The organism is Pseudodesulfovibrio sp. 5S69 (genome assembly GCF_037094465.1).
GTDB classification, from domain to species: domain Bacteria; phylum Desulfobacterota; class Desulfovibrionia; order Desulfovibrionales; family Desulfovibrionaceae; genus Pseudodesulfovibrio; species Pseudodesulfovibrio methanolicus.
Genome location: NZ_CP146609.1, coordinates 3,093,729 through 3,109,716 on the forward strand (window position 1 = coordinate 3,093,729; position 15,988 = coordinate 3,109,716).

11 protein-coding genes and 1 tRNA gene are annotated in these 15,988 nt (G+C 66.1%); 4 read left to right on the forward strand and 8 right to left on the reverse strand.

What is annotated here, in order from left to right; genetic code table 11:
* Positions 1 to 18: 18 nt before the first annotated feature.
* Positions 19 to 2,472: a DNA internalization-related competence protein ComEC/Rec2 gene (locus tag V8V93_RS14845; protein ID WP_338667377.1), complete on the reverse strand. Its 2,454-nt coding sequence runs from the start codon at positions 2,470 to 2,472 to the stop codon at positions 19 to 21.
* A 434-nt stretch (positions 2,473 to 2,906) separates the two neighbouring features.
* Positions 2,907 to 4,163 carry a UDP-N-acetylglucosamine 1-carboxyvinyltransferase gene (murA, locus tag V8V93_RS14850; RefSeq protein WP_338667378.1) on the reverse strand — a complete coding sequence of 419 codons (1,257 nt, stop codon included), beginning with the start codon at positions 4,161 to 4,163 and terminating at the stop codon, positions 2,907 to 2,909.
* A 68-nt stretch (positions 4,164 to 4,231) separates the two neighbouring features.
* Here murA and V8V93_RS14855 point away from each other — a divergent pair.
* Positions 4,232 to 4,307 (forward strand) — tRNA-His (locus V8V93_RS14855).
* A 7-nt stretch (positions 4,308 to 4,314) separates the two neighbouring features.
* Here the strand turns inward: V8V93_RS14855 and V8V93_RS14860 are convergent.
* Complete coding sequence (locus V8V93_RS14860; protein ID WP_338667379.1) at positions 4,315 to 5,064, reverse strand: lipid-binding SYLF domain-containing protein; 750 nt, start codon at positions 5,062 to 5,064, stop codon at positions 4,315 to 4,317.
* 31 nt (positions 5,065 to 5,095) lie between these two features.
* Positions 5,096 to 7,003 (reverse strand): selenocysteine-specific translation elongation factor, encoded by a 1,908-nt coding sequence (selB, locus tag V8V93_RS14865; protein WP_338667380.1) that lies wholly within the window; start codon positions 7,001 to 7,003, stop codon positions 5,096 to 5,098.
* Between the two features lie 213 nt (positions 7,004 to 7,216).
* Here selB and V8V93_RS14870 point away from each other — a divergent pair, with 213 nt between their 5' ends.
* Both V8V93_RS14870 and V8V93_RS14875 read left to right on the forward strand, forming a co-directional pair.
* Positions 7,217 to 8,155: a FecR family protein gene (locus V8V93_RS14870; protein ID WP_338667381.1), complete on the forward strand. Its 939-nt coding sequence runs from the start codon at positions 7,217 to 7,219 to the stop codon at positions 8,153 to 8,155.
* Positions 8,156 to 8,193: 38 nt separating this feature from the next.
* On the forward strand, positions 8,194 to 8,733 hold the full coding sequence (locus tag V8V93_RS14875; protein WP_338667382.1) for a tetratricopeptide repeat protein: 540 nt from the start codon (positions 8,194 to 8,196) through the stop codon (positions 8,731 to 8,733).
* 204 nt (positions 8,734 to 8,937) lie between these two features.
* On the opposite strand, the gene V8V93_RS14880 is transcribed toward V8V93_RS14875, so the two are convergent.
* The 3 genes from V8V93_RS14880 to V8V93_RS14890 are packed head-to-tail and all read right to left on the reverse strand — an operon-like array spanning position 8,938 to position 12,932.
* Positions 8,938 to 10,320, reverse strand: a complete 1,383-nt coding sequence (locus tag V8V93_RS14880; RefSeq protein ID WP_338667383.1) for an aminopeptidase — start codon at positions 10,318 to 10,320, stop codon at positions 8,938 to 8,940.
* Positions 10,321 to 10,333: 13 nt separating this feature from the next.
* Entirely contained in the window at positions 10,334 to 11,740 is a 1,407-nt protein-coding gene (gene selA / locus V8V93_RS14885; protein ID WP_338667384.1) for an L-seryl-tRNA(Sec) selenium transferase, read from the reverse strand.
* Positions 11,741 to 11,753: 13 nt separating this feature from the next.
* Positions 11,754 to 12,932, reverse strand: a complete 1,179-nt coding sequence (locus V8V93_RS14890; protein WP_338670197.1) for a bifunctional folylpolyglutamate synthase/dihydrofolate synthase — start codon at positions 12,930 to 12,932, stop codon at positions 11,754 to 11,756.
* A gap of 210 nt (positions 12,933 to 13,142) precedes the next feature.
* On the opposite strand from V8V93_RS14890, the gene V8V93_RS14895 reads away from it, so the two are divergent.
* Complete coding sequence (locus V8V93_RS14895; protein ID WP_338667385.1) at positions 13,143 to 14,867, forward strand: methyl-accepting chemotaxis protein; 1,725 nt, start codon at positions 13,143 to 13,145, stop codon at positions 14,865 to 14,867.
* 77 nt (positions 14,868 to 14,944) lie between these two features.
* Here V8V93_RS14895 and V8V93_RS14900 read toward each other — a convergent pair whose 3' ends face one another.
* Positions 14,945 to 15,850 carry an AEC family transporter gene (locus tag V8V93_RS14900; protein ID WP_338667386.1) on the reverse strand — a complete coding sequence of 302 codons (906 nt, stop codon included), beginning with the start codon at positions 15,848 to 15,850 and terminating at the stop codon, positions 14,945 to 14,947.
* Positions 15,851 to 15,988: the final 138 nt, after the last annotated feature.

Sequence of the window (15,988 nt, forward strand, 5' to 3'; positions counted from 1 at the left end):
GGGACGAACCGCCCACGTTTATTCGGTATCGGGCTCCGACACAGCCCCTATTCGGACTTCTATATCAGACGGGAATTCCTGGCAAGCCCCCGCCTCGGTCCGCACTTCGAGCGGGCCGCCGGGCCCGTCCCAGGCGCAGACCACCCGGCCGTCGCGGCCCGTGGTGTACACCCGGCCTCCGCCCGCCGAGGCCGCCTCGACCACACCTGGGTCCGGGAACCCGTAGCGGTTCAGGAATCCGTTGGAACACAGGATCGCTTCAGGCCGCACCCTGGCGTAGAAATCCGGTTGAAGACTCCTGCGGCTGCCGTGGTGCGGCAAGACCAGGACCTCGGCCGCCATGTCCGCCCCGGCGTCGAGCATGGCCCGGATGCCGCCGATTTCGACATCCCCCGGCAGCAGGGCCAGGGACCGGCCGTCCCGTTCCAGGCGCAGGACCAGCGAGCGCTCGTTCGCACGGCCCCCGGCGAACCCCGCATCAGGGTGCAGGACCACGAACCGCACACCGGGCGACAGAGCCACCGCATCCCCGGCCGCCAGGGGCGCGGGCGTGACGCCGCTGTCGGGCAACGCCCGGTCCAGCCGCTCGCCGGTCAGGCCGCGCGGAAGCATGCCGTTGGTGTACAGCGCCCCGACCTCAAACCGCTCCAGGAGATACGGCAGCCCGTGGCTGTGGTCCACGTCCGGGTGGGACAGGAAGATGCCGTCCAGCCGAGGCGGCCGCCCCAGGGCCAGGGACGGCCCGACCACGGCCTCGCCCAGGTCGTAGGTAATCGATCCGCCGCCCGTGTCCACCAGCCAGCGGTGCCCGCCGGGCAGGGAGACCACGAGGGACTGGCCCAGCCCCACGTCGAGCATGGTCAGACTCACCCGGTTGCGGCTGTCCTCGGCCATGACCCGCACGTGCGGCGCGGCCAGCAGGACGAAGCCAAGCCCGGCCAGCAGCACCGGGACATTGCGCCTTGAACGCAGACATACAGCCGCCGTGACCAGGAGCAGCGCGAACCCGAGCAATTCCGGCCACAGGGGACGCAACACGGCGAACACCGGGGTCAGCCCGCTCCCCTGCACCGCGTCCAACAGCCGGAGCAGCCCGTCCGCAATCCGTGCGGCCAGACCGAGCAGCAGCGCGCCCGCCGGTGCGGTCCAACCGGACACGGCCAGGAGCATGCCGAGCAACCCCAGCGGCATGACCGCCAACCCCAGGACCGGCAGCCAGACCAGGTTGAGCAGCAAATTGGGGCTGAACGTGCCGAAATACCAGGAGACCAGCGGCATGATAGCCAGCGTGGCGCAGACGCTGACCGCAAGCACGCCGGCCGCCCACGACAGCAGCCGGACCAGCCCCCGGCGCCGGGGGGCGAAGAGAAAACGGAAAAACGGATAGAGCAGTCCGATCCCGGCCACGGCGGCCATGGACATCTGCAGCCCCAGATCGAACACGGACAGCGGCGAGACGAAGACGATAGCCGCCAGGGCGAAGAACAGCCCGTCCATGAGCACCCTGCCCCGCCCCTGGAGCAGGAGCACGCCCCAGAAACCGAACATGACCGAGGCCCGGACGAGCGAGGCCGACGGCTGCCCGAGCCAGGCATATGCCAGGACCAGCGGCGCGGCCATGAACACGGCCAGCTTGGGCCTGGGCACGCGCAACAGCAGCCCCGGCCACATCAGCCCGGCCAGATAGGCCAACCCCCAGCCCATGGCGGCCACAAAGCCCACGTGCAAGCCGGACAAGGCCAAGGTGTGCGCAAGGCCCGCGCTCCGCGTGGCGTCCATGGTGGCCATGTCCAGCCGGGACCGGTCGCCCGTGGTCAGGGCCAGGACCATGGCCCCGCCCTGCGTCGGCGGCAGGAGCCCGGCCACCAGCTCCCGCAACTCGCCGCGCAGCCCCGCCGGCGAGGTGCCGGGCCGCGCCCCCCAGACCGGCTTTTCCCGGCCCGCGGGCCAGGCGCGCCAGAACACGCCCTGCCGCTGCCAATACCATTGGTAATCCCACAACCCCGAGTTGCCGAAACCGTGCACCGGCACCACTCTGGACACGGTCCGCACCCGCTGCCCCGGCAGCGGCACGGAGTCCGGGTTGCGGATAAACCAGGCGATTTTGCCGGGCAACGGCTCGCTGCCCTGCCCCGCGTCGAAAGAGACATTATCCAGAATCACCCGCAGCCGGTGCCCCGAGCGCGGCTCGGCCCGGTCCACCGCGCCCTCCAGGGCCACGGCCTTATGCGCCGCCATCCAGCCCGGCACATCGTCCGGGAACTCCGGCGTGCGCTGGGTCGCATAGGCGAACCCGAAGACCGCGCACAAGACCACGGCCAACACCGGCACCCGGCATTCCCGGCCGCGCAACACGCCCTCGGCTGCAAGGAGCAGCGACAACGCAACCACGGCCGGGACCGCGAACCGAACCGCGAAAACTCCCGCCGTGAACGCCAAGACATAGGTCTGCCACGGCAATAACCCCGGCACCGCAGCCTCATATGTCCAACAGGCATCCTTCACCCCCCTCCCGTACCAGGAACCAAAGGATTGAGAAGAGAAGGAGGACGCCTCCGGCGGCCGGGGGAAGGGAAAGGGAAACCCTTTTCAAAGGGTTTCCCTTTTCCTTCCCCCGGACCCCCATCCCCTTTCCCTTCCTAAACTTCTTGCATGCGCATCCGCGCGTGCGGCGGGTCGAGACGATCCGTGCCGTTTCGCCTGGTACGGTGGGCACGTGAGGACTTGAATGAAATCGTACGCCATCCCGCCCCGCACGCCCTTGCCGAAGGCACACAAAAAGTTCTGGAGAGGGAGTCCAGAGGGGGAACCTCTTTCAAGAGGTTCCCCCTCTGGCCGCCGGAGGCATAAAAAAAAGGACCGGCCTCCGTCAGGAGGCCGGTCCTTTTTTACTTATGATTCGACGCTCAGCCCGCGACGCGCTTGATGCGGGCGCCGACGCCGGAGAGCTTGGCTTCGATGTTTTCGTAGCCCCGGTCAAGGTGGTAGATGCGTTCGATGGTGGTGGTCCCTTCTGCGGCCAGCCCGGCCAGGACCAGGGAGGCGCTGGCACGGAGGTCGGAGGCCATGACCGGCGCGCCCTTGAGCGACCCCACGCCCTTGACCATGGCGGTCCTCCCCTTGAGGCGGATGTCCGCGCCCAGGCGGACAAGTTCGAGGACGTGCATGAAGCGGTTCTCGAATATTTTTTCCTCAATGGTGCCGATGCCCTTGCCGAAGCACATCAGGGCCATGAGTTGGGCCTGCATGTCCGTGGGGTAGCCGGGATGCGGCAGCGTGGTCACGTCCACGTTTTCGAGCAGCCCGTTGGCCCGGCGGACCAGGACGTAATTGTCCTCCTCCTGGAGCCAGACGCCCATCTCGCGCAGCTTGTAGCTGACCGCGTCCAGGTCCTGGAACGGGCAGTCCAGGATTTCGAGTTCGCCGCCGGTGATGGCCGCGGCGACCATATAGGTCCCGGCCTCGATGCGGTCGGGCATGACGCGGTAGTCGCAGCCGGACAGTGAGGACACACCCTGCACGTGCAGGACGCTGGTGCCCTGGCCGGTGATCCTGGCCCCGCAGGCGTTGAGAAAGTTGGCCAGGTCCACGACCTCGGGCTCGCGGGCCGCGTTCTCGATCTCGGTTTCGCCCTCGGCCAGTGCGGCGGCCATGAGGATGTTCTCGGTGCCGCCCACGGTGGGAAAGTCCAGAGTCATGCGGGCGCCCTTGAGGCCGTTCTTGCACCGCCCCTTGATGTAGCCCTCGGTGATCTCGAACTCCGCGCCCATGCGCTCGAAGCCGCGCAGGTGCAGGTCCACCGGGCGCGCGCCGATGGCGCAGCCGCCGGGCAGGGCCACCTTGGCCTCGCCCAGCCGGGCCAGGAGCGGGCCGAGGCAGAGCACCGAGGCGCGCATGGTCTTGACCAGGTCGTAGGGGGCCTCGGGCTTGAGACCGGTGCACAGGCTGGTGACCGCATTGTCCTCGAAGGTCGTTTCGCAGCCGAGGATGTTGAGCAGCTTGAGGGAGGTGCGGATGTCTGCCAGGCGCGGCACGTTGGCCAATGAGACCTTTCCTTCGGCCAGGAGGCAGGCCATGAGGATGGGCAGGGCCGCGTTTTTCGCGCCGCTGACCTGAATGCTTCCCTGGAGCGGGACCCCGCCCTCGATGATAAGTTTATCCATGTGTATCCTTTTTTGATTCTTTTGCTTGACCGGGGGTGAAAGCTTAGTTAAAAACTGCCCCTCACACGGTGGGTGTAGCTCAGTTGGTAGAGCACCTGGTTGTGGCCCAGGGGGCCGTGGGTTCAAGTCCCATCACTCACCCCAGATCGACCTAATTGGACGGAACTTCGGTTCCGTCCTTTTCGTTTTTCGGGGTGGCGGAACCAGCCTTGTCCAGGAGCTCCAGCAGCCGCTCCGCCCCATGGGGACGGAGTTTTTTGTCGAACAATATGGTCTCGGGCGAACCGCCGTCCACGCCGGAGAAGGCCTGGTTCAGCCCCTTGCGGTTGGAGTAGCCGCCGGTGCTCAGGGCCACGCCCGCGTACAGGCCGGTCCGCTCGCCCACGAAATAGATCCTGCCGGACTCCTGGAACTCAGGGGTCTGGTTGGCTTCGACCTCGGCGTTCAGGGCCACGGCCCGTGCCTGGCCGCTCAGCACCGCGCCCTTTTCCAGGATATAGCGGACGTCTTCCCCGTTCATGATCAGCAGCAGGCCGGACTCCTTGGACACGCCCGCCTGCAACCCCCAGCCCACCGAGGACTTGGACATGAAGACCGGCCCGGTCCAGCCCTTGTCCGTGCGGGCGGCCAGCAGCGCGTTGCCGTGGCCGATGGAGAAGAAGAAGCTGACGTCACCCACGGCCGGGATGATCATGATACCCTGGGCCTCGCCGATCAGCCGACGGAGGCGTCCGTCCTTGTCGTTTTTCAGAGAATTCTCAACCATGCCGGTGGCTTCATCCACCAGGGCCTGGGCCGTTCCGCGGTCCGTGGTCGCTCCCTTGGAGGCCGTCGCCGCGCACCCGGCCGTGAGGGCCAGAAGCAGCAGGACGGCCGCGATGTACGTTGCTCGAATTGCCATAGCCTTGGCCTAAAGGGTGCGTCCTACCCTGTCAAGACCGTTTGCGCAGGCGGCGGACGTCCCCAACGCGCACGGTCAGTTTATCCTTGTCGAAATATTCAAGGACCGGAATGAGATACTTGCGCGACAGCCCGGTCAATTCCTTGAAGTCCGGGGCCGACATCTCGTCGTGGCCGTCGAAGAAGCCCACGACGGCGTCGCGGATCCCGGCCAGGGCCGGGGCGTGGTAGTACATGTCGTCCTTGATGCGCGTCAGTTCGCCCTGGTCCTGCAACAGCTTGAGCACGGGCCCGGCCTGCTTGGCGTCCATGCCCAGCGGTTCGAGCACGTCCTTGAGGTTCGGTGGCGTTGCCCCGCCTTCGGCGTAGGCGGAGAGGATGGCCTCACGGACCTTTGCCTGGTCCGAGGCGAGGGAGACCTTGTGGTCCTTGAGCCGGATGACCTCCTGCTCGGCCACGATCTCGCCCTTCTTGAGCAGCCGCTCCAGGAGGAAATGCATGAGCTTGGGCGGCAGGTCCCGGCCCCAGGACGAGGCCAGTTCGCCGCGCTGCACGCCGGGCTTCATGGACTCCCGGCGATGGTAGGCCGCCAGGAATTCGAGGAGTTCCGAGGAGAGGCGCTCGGCCAGCTCCCCGCCCGCATAGCGCCGGGTCTCCTTGTCGAAGAGCACGGCCCGCTGCTGACCGCCGAGCAGGCCCAGCGTCTTTTCCAGCCCCTTGGACTCGAGGTTGGTCATGGTCAGCAGTTCGGCGAAGTCCACCCCCTTGGGACCGGCCAGTTCGAGCTGGGCCGCGGCCACCTCCTCGGGCAGGTCCGAGGCCAGCCGCTTGAGCAGCTCCACGTCCCCGGAGAACCGCTTTATGCTATGTCCGGACGGGCCGATGAGCCGCCCACCCGCAAACGCGCGCAGGGGCGAGAAGGAACGCAGTACGATGCGGTCGCCCCAGACCCCGGCCATGGGCTCGGTGAAACGGGCCTGGCACACGGCGGTCTCGCCGGGCGCGAGCTCATCGCGGTCGAGCAGGTAGATGCGCGCCAGGACCTCCCGCGCGCCGTGGTGGAAATGGATCTCCTTGCGGTGCTTGAGCGACAGGCGCGAGGATTCGAGCACGGTCAGCTCGATGTCCCAGACATCGGCCGGAAACAGGGAGCCGGGCCGGGCCAGGACGTCGCCCCGGTGGACGTCGTCCACTTCGAGATTGGCCAAGTTCACGGCGGTGCGCCTCCCGGCCTGAGCCGTCTCCACGGTCACGCCGTGGGATTGCAGGCCGCGCACCTTGGTGCCGATCGCTCCGGGATAGAGGCGGATGTCCTCGCCCACGGAGATGGAGCCGGAGATCATGGTCCCGGTGACCACGGTACCGTGGCCCTTCATGGTGAAGACCCGGTCCACGGGCAGGCGGAAGAGGTCCGAACGCCGCTTGGGCTGGAACTCGGCCACCAATTTCCTCAAGGCCTCCTTGAGGTCTTCCAGCCCCCGGCCGGTGTGTGCGGACACGGGCAGGATGGGCGCGCCGCCAAGAAAGGTCGGTTCCAGGTAGGCGGCCACTTCCTCCTCGACCATCTCCAGCCACTCCGCGTCGACCATATCGGTCTTGGTCAGGACCACCAGACCGGTGGTCACGCCGAGCAGTTGGCAGATTTCCAGGTGCTCGCGGGTCTGGGGCATGATGCCCTCGTCGGCGGCGATGACCAGGACCACGAAATCCACGCCGGCCGCGCCCGCGACCATGTTCTTGACGAATTTTTCATGGCCCGGCACGTCCACGATGCCGAGACGGTTCCCTTCGCCGAGGTCCAGGAAGGCGAACCCCAGTTCGATGGTGATGCCGCGTTTCTTTTCCTCGGACAGCCGGTCGCAGTCGATGCCGGTGAGCGCCTTGATGAGCGTGGTCTTGCCGTGGTCGATGTGGCCGGCGGTTCCCATGATGACGGGCATAATGCGTTTTCTCCGCTACGTGCTGGTTGAGATTCAGGGTGTGACAGGAAAACATGGTAGAAAAAAACAGGCCGCGTAACAAGGCTGCGAATGCGGTTTGTAGTTCTGTACGTCGTTACCGCAGAGGCAGGAAGACCGCAATTATATTGACCTATACTGCACATGTGGTAAGAATGCCCAATATAAATAGACTTTCCACAGGGAGACGCTTTTATGAGTACAATACGCGCAGTACTGCAATGTTTCCTGCTGGCGGCGGCCCTTCTCACGATTATTCCGGAGGCCGCCCGGGCCGCGGACCCCGTTACGGCGCGGCCCGACGCCATCGGCGAGGTGGTCTCCCTGGCCGGGACGGTCACCGCCCAGAGCGCGGACGGCGCCACGAGAAAACTCGGCCCGAACCATCCGGTGATCCCCAGAGACGTCATCGTCACCGGCTCGCGGAGCCATGTGGAAATCCTGTTCAAGGACCGTTCGGTGCTCTCCCAGGGGCCGGACTCCCGGACGTCCATCGACGACTACGTGTACGCCGCAAATCCATCCGCCTCGAAGATGCTCCTCAAGGTGGGCACCGGGACCTTCCGCTACGTGACCGGGCAGATCGTCAAACAAAATCCCGACGCCTTCGCCCTCGAGACCCCGACCACCACCATCGGCATCCGGGGCACCGAAGTCTTTGCCGAGAGCACGGATGCGGGTGAGGAGATCGGCGTGCTCTCCATGACTCCCGGCCACCAGGTGGACGTGTCCGCAGGCACCGTCCGCAAGACCATCGCCAGGGCGGGCTACTCGGTCATGTCCGTCGACGGGCGGTTGTCCGACCCGACTCCCACGGACCCGGCCACCCGCGCCAGGGTAGTCAAGGCCGCCCCCCAGACCACTCAGGGCGAGGCGGGCGCACCCGGCCGGACCGCCCTCGAACGCCGGATCGAAGCCTTTGCCGAGGCCATCGACCGGACCAAGGGCAGCCTCGGCGGCCTGACCGGCCGCCCCGATTACAACGCCCTGCACAACATCACGCTCCAGACCCTGGCTCACGACAACGCCGAAAGAGGCCGCGGCGGCTCCGTGGGCGCGGGGCTGGGCAGCGGCGGCGACGGCGGCGGCGGCACGGGCGATGCCGGCGGCCCCGAAGGCGGCGCCCAACCCTGACTGCGGATTCATCCCAACCCTCGGAAAGGAATATCGACATGAAAGCATCTCTGCGATACGCGATCATCCTCGCCCTGCTCCTCCTGCTGTCCGGCTGCGTGGTCAGCACCATGAGCGAACGGCAGGGGACCAAGGCATATCTGGAAAAGGATTACGCCACCGCCAGCATGAAGTACGAGGAGGCCGTGGCCGAGGGCAACGCCAAGGCCATGTACCACCTGGCGGTCATGTACGCCGAAGGCCAGGGCGTTGAACAGGACTACGCCAAGGCCGCCGGACTGCTCGAACGGTCCTCCGCGCTGGGCCAGGACGACGCCACGCTCATGCTCGGCCTGTTCAACCTCTACGGAGACGGCGTGCCGCGCGACGTGGACAAGGGCGCGGCCCTGATCGGGACGGCCGCCGAGAACGGCAACGACACGGCCATGTACTACCTCGGCAACCTCTACGCAGCCGGGCTGGGAGTGGAAAAGGACCTGGACACGGGGCTGTCCTGGATGCGGCGGGCCAAGGAAGCGGGCTTCCCGGTCAAGGATGCGCTGCTGACCAGGGAAGGCCTCGCCGCCCTGTACGAATAGACCGGGTGCTGAAAGCGCCTACCGAGGGCAGCCTGCCGGCTCCGACGAACAAGCCGGTCCCCAGGCCCAACGACTTCTGAACGCTGAAAAAGAGAGGCGGCGGGGATGATTCCCGCCGCCTCTTGATTTCGAAGGGGTATTCCTCGGTGAAGATCAGCCTCAGGCCGAAACCCCAGAGAAACGAGAGTCGCCCAAGGCGTCCCCCTACCGCTTCAGGAACTCGCGGAAGGCCTTGACGCAGGCGTAGATGTCGGCCTTGGCGGACAGCTCGAACGGCGAATGCATGGACAGGACCGGCACGCCCACATCGATGACGTCCATGCCGTACACGGCCAGGAACTTGGCCACGGTGCCGCCGCCGCCCGCGTCCACCTTGCCCAGCTCGGACATGTGCCACGGGATGCCCGCGCCGTCGAAGATGGAACGCAGCCAGCCGATGAAGTCCGGATGGGCGTCGTTGGCCCCGACCTTGCCGCGGTGGCCGGTGAACTTGTTGAAGCACGGGCCAAAGCCCAGGCGGGCGGCGTTGAGCGGCTCGTACACGTCCTTGTGGTCCGGGTCCATGGCCGCGGACACGTCGGCGGACAGGGCCGAGCCGTTCATCAGGATCGAGGACAGGCGCGCGCCCGGCTCCCAGGCGGCGACCAACTCCTCCATGCAGTACTCGAAGAAATAGGACTTGGCGCCCGTGGCCCCCTCGGAGCCGATCTCCTCCTTGTCCCAGAAGAGCACGATCTGGCAGTACTCGGGCTCGGGCTCGGCCAGCAGAGCCTCCAGCGCGCAGAACACGCTGGAGCGGTCGTCCTGCCCGTAGCCGCCGATCATGGACTCGTCCAGGCCCACGTAGCGGGCCGGACCGGCGGGCACGGCCTGCATTTCGGCACTGAGGAAATCGGCCTCCTCAATGCCGTAACGGGCGTGCAGGATCTCCAGGATCTTGCGCTTGACCGGCTCCTTGGCCTTGTCCTCGCCGTCGGACGGGGCCGGGACCGGGGACTGGCCCAGGACCAGGTTGAGCTTCTCGGCCTCGAAGGCGTCCTCCACCTTCTTGGTCACTTCCTTGTAGGCCAAATGCGGCAGCAGGTCGGTGATGGTGAAGACCGGATCGGCCGGATCCTCGCCGATGCACACGGTGACGGCCTCGCCGGACGTCTTGACCACGGTGCCGTGCAGGGCCAGCGGGATGGTCAGCCACTGGTACTTGCGGATGCCGCCGTAGTAGTGGGTCTTGGCCAGGCAGATGTCCAGGTCCTCGTACAGCGGACGCTGCTTGAGGTCCAGGCGCGGGCAGTCCGCGTGGGCCCCGACCAGGCGGTAGCCGTCGGACAGGGGCCGCCTGCCCTTGCGGGCCAGGAAACAGGTCTTGTTGCGGTTGAAGCGGAAGACCTGCGCCCGGCCGAAGTCCTCGGCGAACCCGGCGGCCGTCGCCTTTTCGCGGACATAGTCCATGACCAGCCGCTCGGTCTTGCATTCGCTCAAAAATTTCAGGTAGTCGGCGGCCAGTTCGTCCATGGCCTTGCGGTGCTCGTCCGAGGCGTAGGCCTCCCAGGCGGACAGGGGTTCGTATTCCAGTTTCAGCGTGCTCATGACATATCCCTTTTTAATCGGTCAGTCCGTCCACGGCCTGTTTCAAGGCATGGGCGGCCAGCTTGAGTTCGGTGGACGCCAGGGTTCGGGGGTCCAGCAGAAATTCGTTATCCTCTATGCGCGCCACCAGCGGCGGATCGGTGTCCAGCAGTGCGTCGCGCAGGTCCTCCACGGCCACGCCTTCCACAGCCACGGTGACCATGGTGCCGGGCAGGTCGTACTCGGGGAAGGCCCCTCCGCCCACGCGGGAGACGCCCTTCTTCATGCCCACCACGGCCCTGCCGCCCAACGCCTCGCGCACGGCCTCGGCCAGCCGCCGGGCCTTGGACTTGAGCGCCTCGGGCGAGGCGGTGATCATGTTCAGGGTGGGGATCCTGCGCCGGGCCTCGGGCATGTCGAGGTACAGCCGCAGGGTCGCCTCCAGGGCGGCCAGGGTCATCTTGTCGATGCGCACGGCCCGGTTGATGGGGTTCTTCTTGATGCGGTCGATATATTCCCGGCGGCCCACGATGACCCCGGCCTGGGGTCCGCCCAGGACCTTGTCGCCCGAGAACGAGACCACGTCCGCGCCTTGGGCCACCACCTGCTGCACCGTGGGTTCGCCGAGCAGCCCCTCCCCTTCCAGGGAATAGAGGGAGCCTGAGCCCAGGTCCTCGATGACCGGGAGGTTGTAGCGATCGCCCAGCACGCGCATCTCGGCCAGGGTGACCTCCTTGGTGAAGCCGACCACGCGGAAATTGGAGGTGTGTACGCGCATGAGCGCCCCGGTCTCGTCGCCGATGGCGTTCTCGTAGTCGTGCACATGGGTCCGGTTGGTGGCCCCGACTTCGCGCAGGGTGGCCCCGGACTTGGCCATGACGTCCGGGATGCGGAAGGAACCGCCGATCTCGACCAGTTGGCCGCGCGAGACGATCACCTCGCGCCCCTTGGCCAGGGTCTCGAGCATGATGAAGACCGCGGCCGCGTTATTGTTGACCACCAGGGCGGCCTCGGCCCCGGTGATGTCGCACAATATCTTCTCCACATGCGAGTAGCGGCTGCCGCGCTTGCCCGTGGCCAGGTCGAACTCGCAGTTGGAGTAGTGCCCGCACGCCTCGGCAACGGCTTCAATGGCGGACTTGGCCAGCAGGGAACGGCCCAGGTTGGTATGCACGACCACGCCCGTGGCGTTGAGCACCCGGCGGAAATGGGGCCGGGCCTTGGACCGGACATAGGCGGTCAGCCGAGGCGCCAGGGCCGCTGCCGACAATTCATCGGGCCTGGAAAACGCGCCCGCACGGATTTCCTCGCGGCAGATGTCCAGGAAGTCGTTGACCAGATTCTTGACCAACGGCCGGGGCAGCTCGCCGATCCCCTCCGCCTTGGCCAGGACGGAGAGAATCTCGTCCATGGAAGGCAGGTACCTGAAAAGATTGCTCATGCGTGTTCCAGTGTTAGGCGGTAAGAAAACGAGGATTCAGAATATAGAACTCCGCCAGCAAATACAAGGACCCGCACACCAGTGTCGGCCCGTCAACATCAGGCCCCTCGATCAGCGCTGCTTCCAGGGATTCCGACGCCGTGGCCCGTTCTCCGATGGCCGCGGCGATGGCCCGGTTGTCGGCGGCTCGTTCCCCCTCCATGGCCGGGACCAGAATGGGCCCGTCGGTCAGGGAGCGGATAAGCGGCAGCATATCGGTCAGGTTCTTGTCGCGCAGGCAGGCGAAGACCACCTTGCCCGGCCGGATATTTTCCGCCCGCAGGGCCGCATTCAGGGCGGTCAGGGCGTGGGCGTTGTGCGCCCCGTCCAGAATGAGCTCCCGGCCGTCCAGCTCCACCCGCTGGAAGCGGCCCGGCAAAAAGGCGCTCTCCAGGCCGAAGACTTCGGTCGCATGGTCGGCGCGCAGGGAATGCCCCGCCGCGAACCAGCGCCACCCGGCCAGGGCCAGGCGGGCGTTGGCCGTCTGGTGGATGCCCCGGAGCCCCAACTTGATCCCGTCCACGGGCCCGGCCGCGTCCACGGCGTAGACTAGCCGCGCGCCGACCGCTTCGGCCCGCTCCTGGAGCCGGATCATGGCCTCGGGCTCCTGGGGGCCGGTCAGGGCCACCCCGCCCTCATGGATGGCGCCGGCCTTGTCCCGTGCGATGTCGGACAGCGTGGGGCCGAGAATCTTCTCGTGGTCCAGGCCCATGGGCGTGAACAGAGTCAGCCCCGGCTTGAACACGTTGGTTGCGTCATAGCGTCCGCCCAGCCCGGCCTCCATGACGGCCAGGTCCACTCCGGCGCGCTCGAAGGCGAGCATGGCCAGGCAGGTCTGGAACTCGAAATAGGTCAGATCCTCGCCGCTGGGCACGGCCATGACCTCGTTGGCCAGGTCCACCCAAGTCTCTTCGGAAAGCATACGCCGGTTGACCTGGATGCGCTCGCGGGGAGAAACGAAATGCGGCGAGTTGAAGGTGCCGACTTTCTGTCCGTGGGCACGGGCCAGGGATGTCAGAAAAGCGGCGGTGGAGCCCTTGCCGTTGGTGCCGACCACATGGACCACGGGGAGCTCGGGCAGGCCGTGCGCTGCCCAGAAGGCCTCCATGCGGCCCAGCGTCAGGTCCATGTGGAACAGGCCGAGCCGGTCCATGTAGGCGGAGAGTTCGGAGTAATTGCTGAATCGTGTCACGAAGGGGTTTCTATCAGGAATGCGGCCGGGATGGAACTCCCCAGAGAGAGAGATCTTCTCCCGCCGCTCGATCCGCAGCCCTTTCAACGTATTATAAATTGCAGTATCCTTGGCACAAGAGGAATCAAATGTGCTAGTCGCTGTTGTCGATTACTTTGCAAGGAGAAACGAATGCTCAGGAAGATAACCATCAAGGTTCGAATTTTATTATTGATCTGCTGTATCGTCGTATTCACCGCCGGATTCACCCTGGCCTTCCTGGACGGTGTGACCAAAGTGAAAGAGGTAGGCGTCGACTTCGCCACCAAGGCCATGCTCGAAGGCGAGAAGCGCAAGATCGAGGTGGCCACCGTGTCCATGGCCGAAAGCATCGGCGCGGCCATCGCGGACGTGGCCGATCCCGACGCCAGGGTCGAGCTCATCCGCAAGCTCGTGGACAAGATCCGCTTCGAAAACGACAAATCCGGCTATTTCTTCGTCTACAACAAGACGACCAACGTCTCCCTGCCCCCGAACCATTCCCTCCAGGGTAAGGACCTGAGCCATCTCAAGGATCCCAACGGGTTCCAACTGGTGGTCGAACTGAACAAGGTCGCCCACAACGGCGGCGGCTTCGTGACCTACATCTGGCCCAAGCCCGGCAAGGGCGACCAGCCCAAGCTCTCCTACGCCACGCTCATCCCCGGCACCGACATGTGGATCGGCACCGGCGTCTACCTCGACAACGTGGATGAGGAAAAGCAGCTCATCACCGGCAAAATCGAGGACATCGTCTCCAATTACGTCTGGGTCATCGGCGGCGCCATCCTGGGCGTGTTCGTCCTGCTCCTCCTGCCCTTCTGCCTGTTCATCGTCCGGTCCATCATCCAGCCCCTGAACGAGGCGCTGGAACTGGCCGACCATGTGGCCTCGGGCGACCTGACCCGCGACATTTCCTCCGAATACAACGACGAGCCCGGCAGGCTGACCGCCTCATTGGGCACCATGGTCCGCCGGTTGCGGCAGATCGTGGGCCAGGCCAAGGACGGCGCGGACCAGGTGGCCTCGGGCAGCACCGAGGTGACCAGTTCGGCCACCGCCCTGGCCGACGGCGCCAACCGCCAGGCCGCGTCCGTAGAAGAGGTCTCCGCGTCCATGGAAGAAATGATCGGCCAAATCAGCCGGAACACCGAAAACGCCACCCAGACCGAGCGCATGGCCCAACAGACGGCCCAGGACGCACAAAAGGGCGGCGACACGGTCATGGAAGCGGTCCACTCCATAAAGAACATCGCCGAGAAGATCTCGATCATCGAAGAGATCGCGCGGCAGACCAACCTCCTGGCCCTGAACGCGGCCATCGAGGCGGCCCGGGCGGGCGAGGCGGGCAAGGGGTTCGCCGTGGTCGCCGCCGAGGTGCGCAAGCTGGCCGAACGCAGCGGCGCGGCAGCGGCCGAGATCGGCGAGCTGTCCACCTCCACCCTGGCCAAGGCCGACGAGGCCGGGGCCATGCTGACCCGCATGGTCCCCGACATCCGCAAGACCGCCGACCTGGTCCAGGAAATCTCGGCGGCCAGCTCCGAGCAGAACGCCGGGGCCCAGGAGATCAACAAGGCCATCCAGGAGCTCGACAGCGTCATCCAGCAGAACGCCGGGGCGTCCGAGGAACTGGCGGCCGCGGCCAGGGAGTTCACCTCCCAGGCCGGGCAGCTCCAGCAGGCCATGCAGTACTTCACCATCGATTCCCGGCCCGTGTCCCGGCCTCGACCCCAGGCTTCACGGCCCAAGGCCACCCAGGCCAGGGTCTCCCGGCCCGCACCGGCCCGGTTGCCGGCCGCCAAGCCGCAGACCCCGGACGACAAAGGACTCGACCTGGACATGGATTCCCTGGAGGACAAGGACTTCGAACGGTTCTAGTCGACCTGAAGATGACAACGAAAAAGGGCGCACCGCTAGGCGGTGCGCCCTTTTCCTTGTCCGAAAGACCGTGAGGGTCAGATGAACGTAAGCAGCCAGTACCACAGGGGACGGGTCAGAATGGAGAGCGGCACGCCGATGCCGAGCATGGTCGCGGCCAGACCGGGACGCGCGCCGTAAGTCATGGCGATAATCCCGCCGGAGATCATCGGGCCCATGCCCGCCTCGAAGATCGTGACCTTGGTGGCCATGTCCGTCTGCCCGAGAATCCAGACGTAGAGGACCAGGATGAGAACCGGGGCAGCGACCAGCTTGTATCCAAGCCCCACGGTGAGTTCCCGGCCCAGGCCCGCGATGGACTTGAAGCGCAGGGTCAGCCCCACGGACAGCAGAGCCAGGGGGCTCAGGGTGGAGCCGAGGCGGGTCAGCATCCCGGTGAGCCACTGCGGATAGGGGACCGCGTGCAGGGCGAAGCCGAGGACGATGGCGATGAGCGGAGGAAAGAGCAGGACCTTGCGGATGAGCTCGCGCCGGCTCACATCCCGGCCCGAGGCCCCGGCGGCCAGGACGATGCCGGGCCCGGCCAGGACCATGAAGGAGCCCGCCGTGTCGCAGAGCATGCCCACGCCGAGATACTGCGGCCCGTAAAAGGCCTCGATCATGGGCAGCCCGACAAAAGAGGTGTTGCCCAACGCCCCGGTCAGGGCCAGGCAGACCACGGTCTTGCGGTCCCACCCCATGCGGCGGCCCAGGGAGACGAACAGGACATACCCCGCGCCGAAGACGATCCAGGCCATGGCCGCGGGCGGGATCAGCTCCGGCCCGAGGGGCAGATCGTGTGCGTACAGCAGGGCCAGGGCGGGCAGGGACATGTGGATGATGACCGCGTTGAGCGCGGCCGGGCCGTGCTCATCGATGATCCCCGCGATCCGTAATCCCACGCCCAGCACGAAGCAGACGCCCAGCAGCAAAAAATTGTCCATTGAAATCTCCGGATATGCCCTGCTCGTTACCGGGATTTCACGGTAATTTCAAGGTCTTCGGCACCCGCTTCCGTTCTCGGCCGGTCCTTTGCGCATTTCCCCACAAAAAGTGCTTGCCAAGCGCCTGCAGGAAATATA

Excerpts from the sequence above, each read along its gene's own strand:
- murA (WP_338667378.1), bottom strand. The coding sequence starts at position 4,163 with ATGGATAAACTTATCATCGAGGGCGGGGTCCCGCTCCAGGGAAGCATT.
- V8V93_RS14860 (WP_338667379.1), bottom strand. The coding sequence starts at position 5,064 with ATGGCAATTCGAGCAACGTACATCGCGGCCGTCCTGCTGCTTCTGGCC.
- selB (WP_338667380.1), bottom strand. The coding sequence starts at position 7,003 with ATGCCCGTCATCATGGGAACCGCCGGCCACATCGACCACGGCAAGACC.
- V8V93_RS14870 (WP_338667381.1), top strand. The coding sequence starts at position 7,217 with ATGAGTACAATACGCGCAGTACTGCAATGTTTCCTGCTGGCGGCGGCC.
- V8V93_RS14875 (WP_338667382.1), top strand. The coding sequence starts at position 8,194 with ATGAAAGCATCTCTGCGATACGCGATCATCCTCGCCCTGCTCCTCCTG.
- V8V93_RS14880 (WP_338667383.1), bottom strand. The coding sequence starts at position 10,320 with ATGAGCACGCTGAAACTGGAATACGAACCCCTGTCCGCCTGGGAGGCC.
- selA (WP_338667384.1), bottom strand. The coding sequence starts at position 11,740 with ATGAGCAATCTTTTCAGGTACCTGCCTTCCATGGACGAGATTCTCTCC.
- V8V93_RS14890 (WP_338670197.1), bottom strand. The coding sequence starts at position 12,932 with ATGGACCGGCTCGGCCTGTTCCACATGGACCTGACGCTGGGCCGCATG.
- V8V93_RS14895 (WP_338667385.1), top strand. The coding sequence starts at position 13,143 with ATGCTCAGGAAGATAACCATCAAGGTTCGAATTTTATTATTGATCTGC.
- V8V93_RS14900 (WP_338667386.1), bottom strand. The coding sequence starts at position 15,850 with ATGGACAATTTTTTGCTGCTGGGCGTCTGCTTCGTGCTGGGCGTGGGA.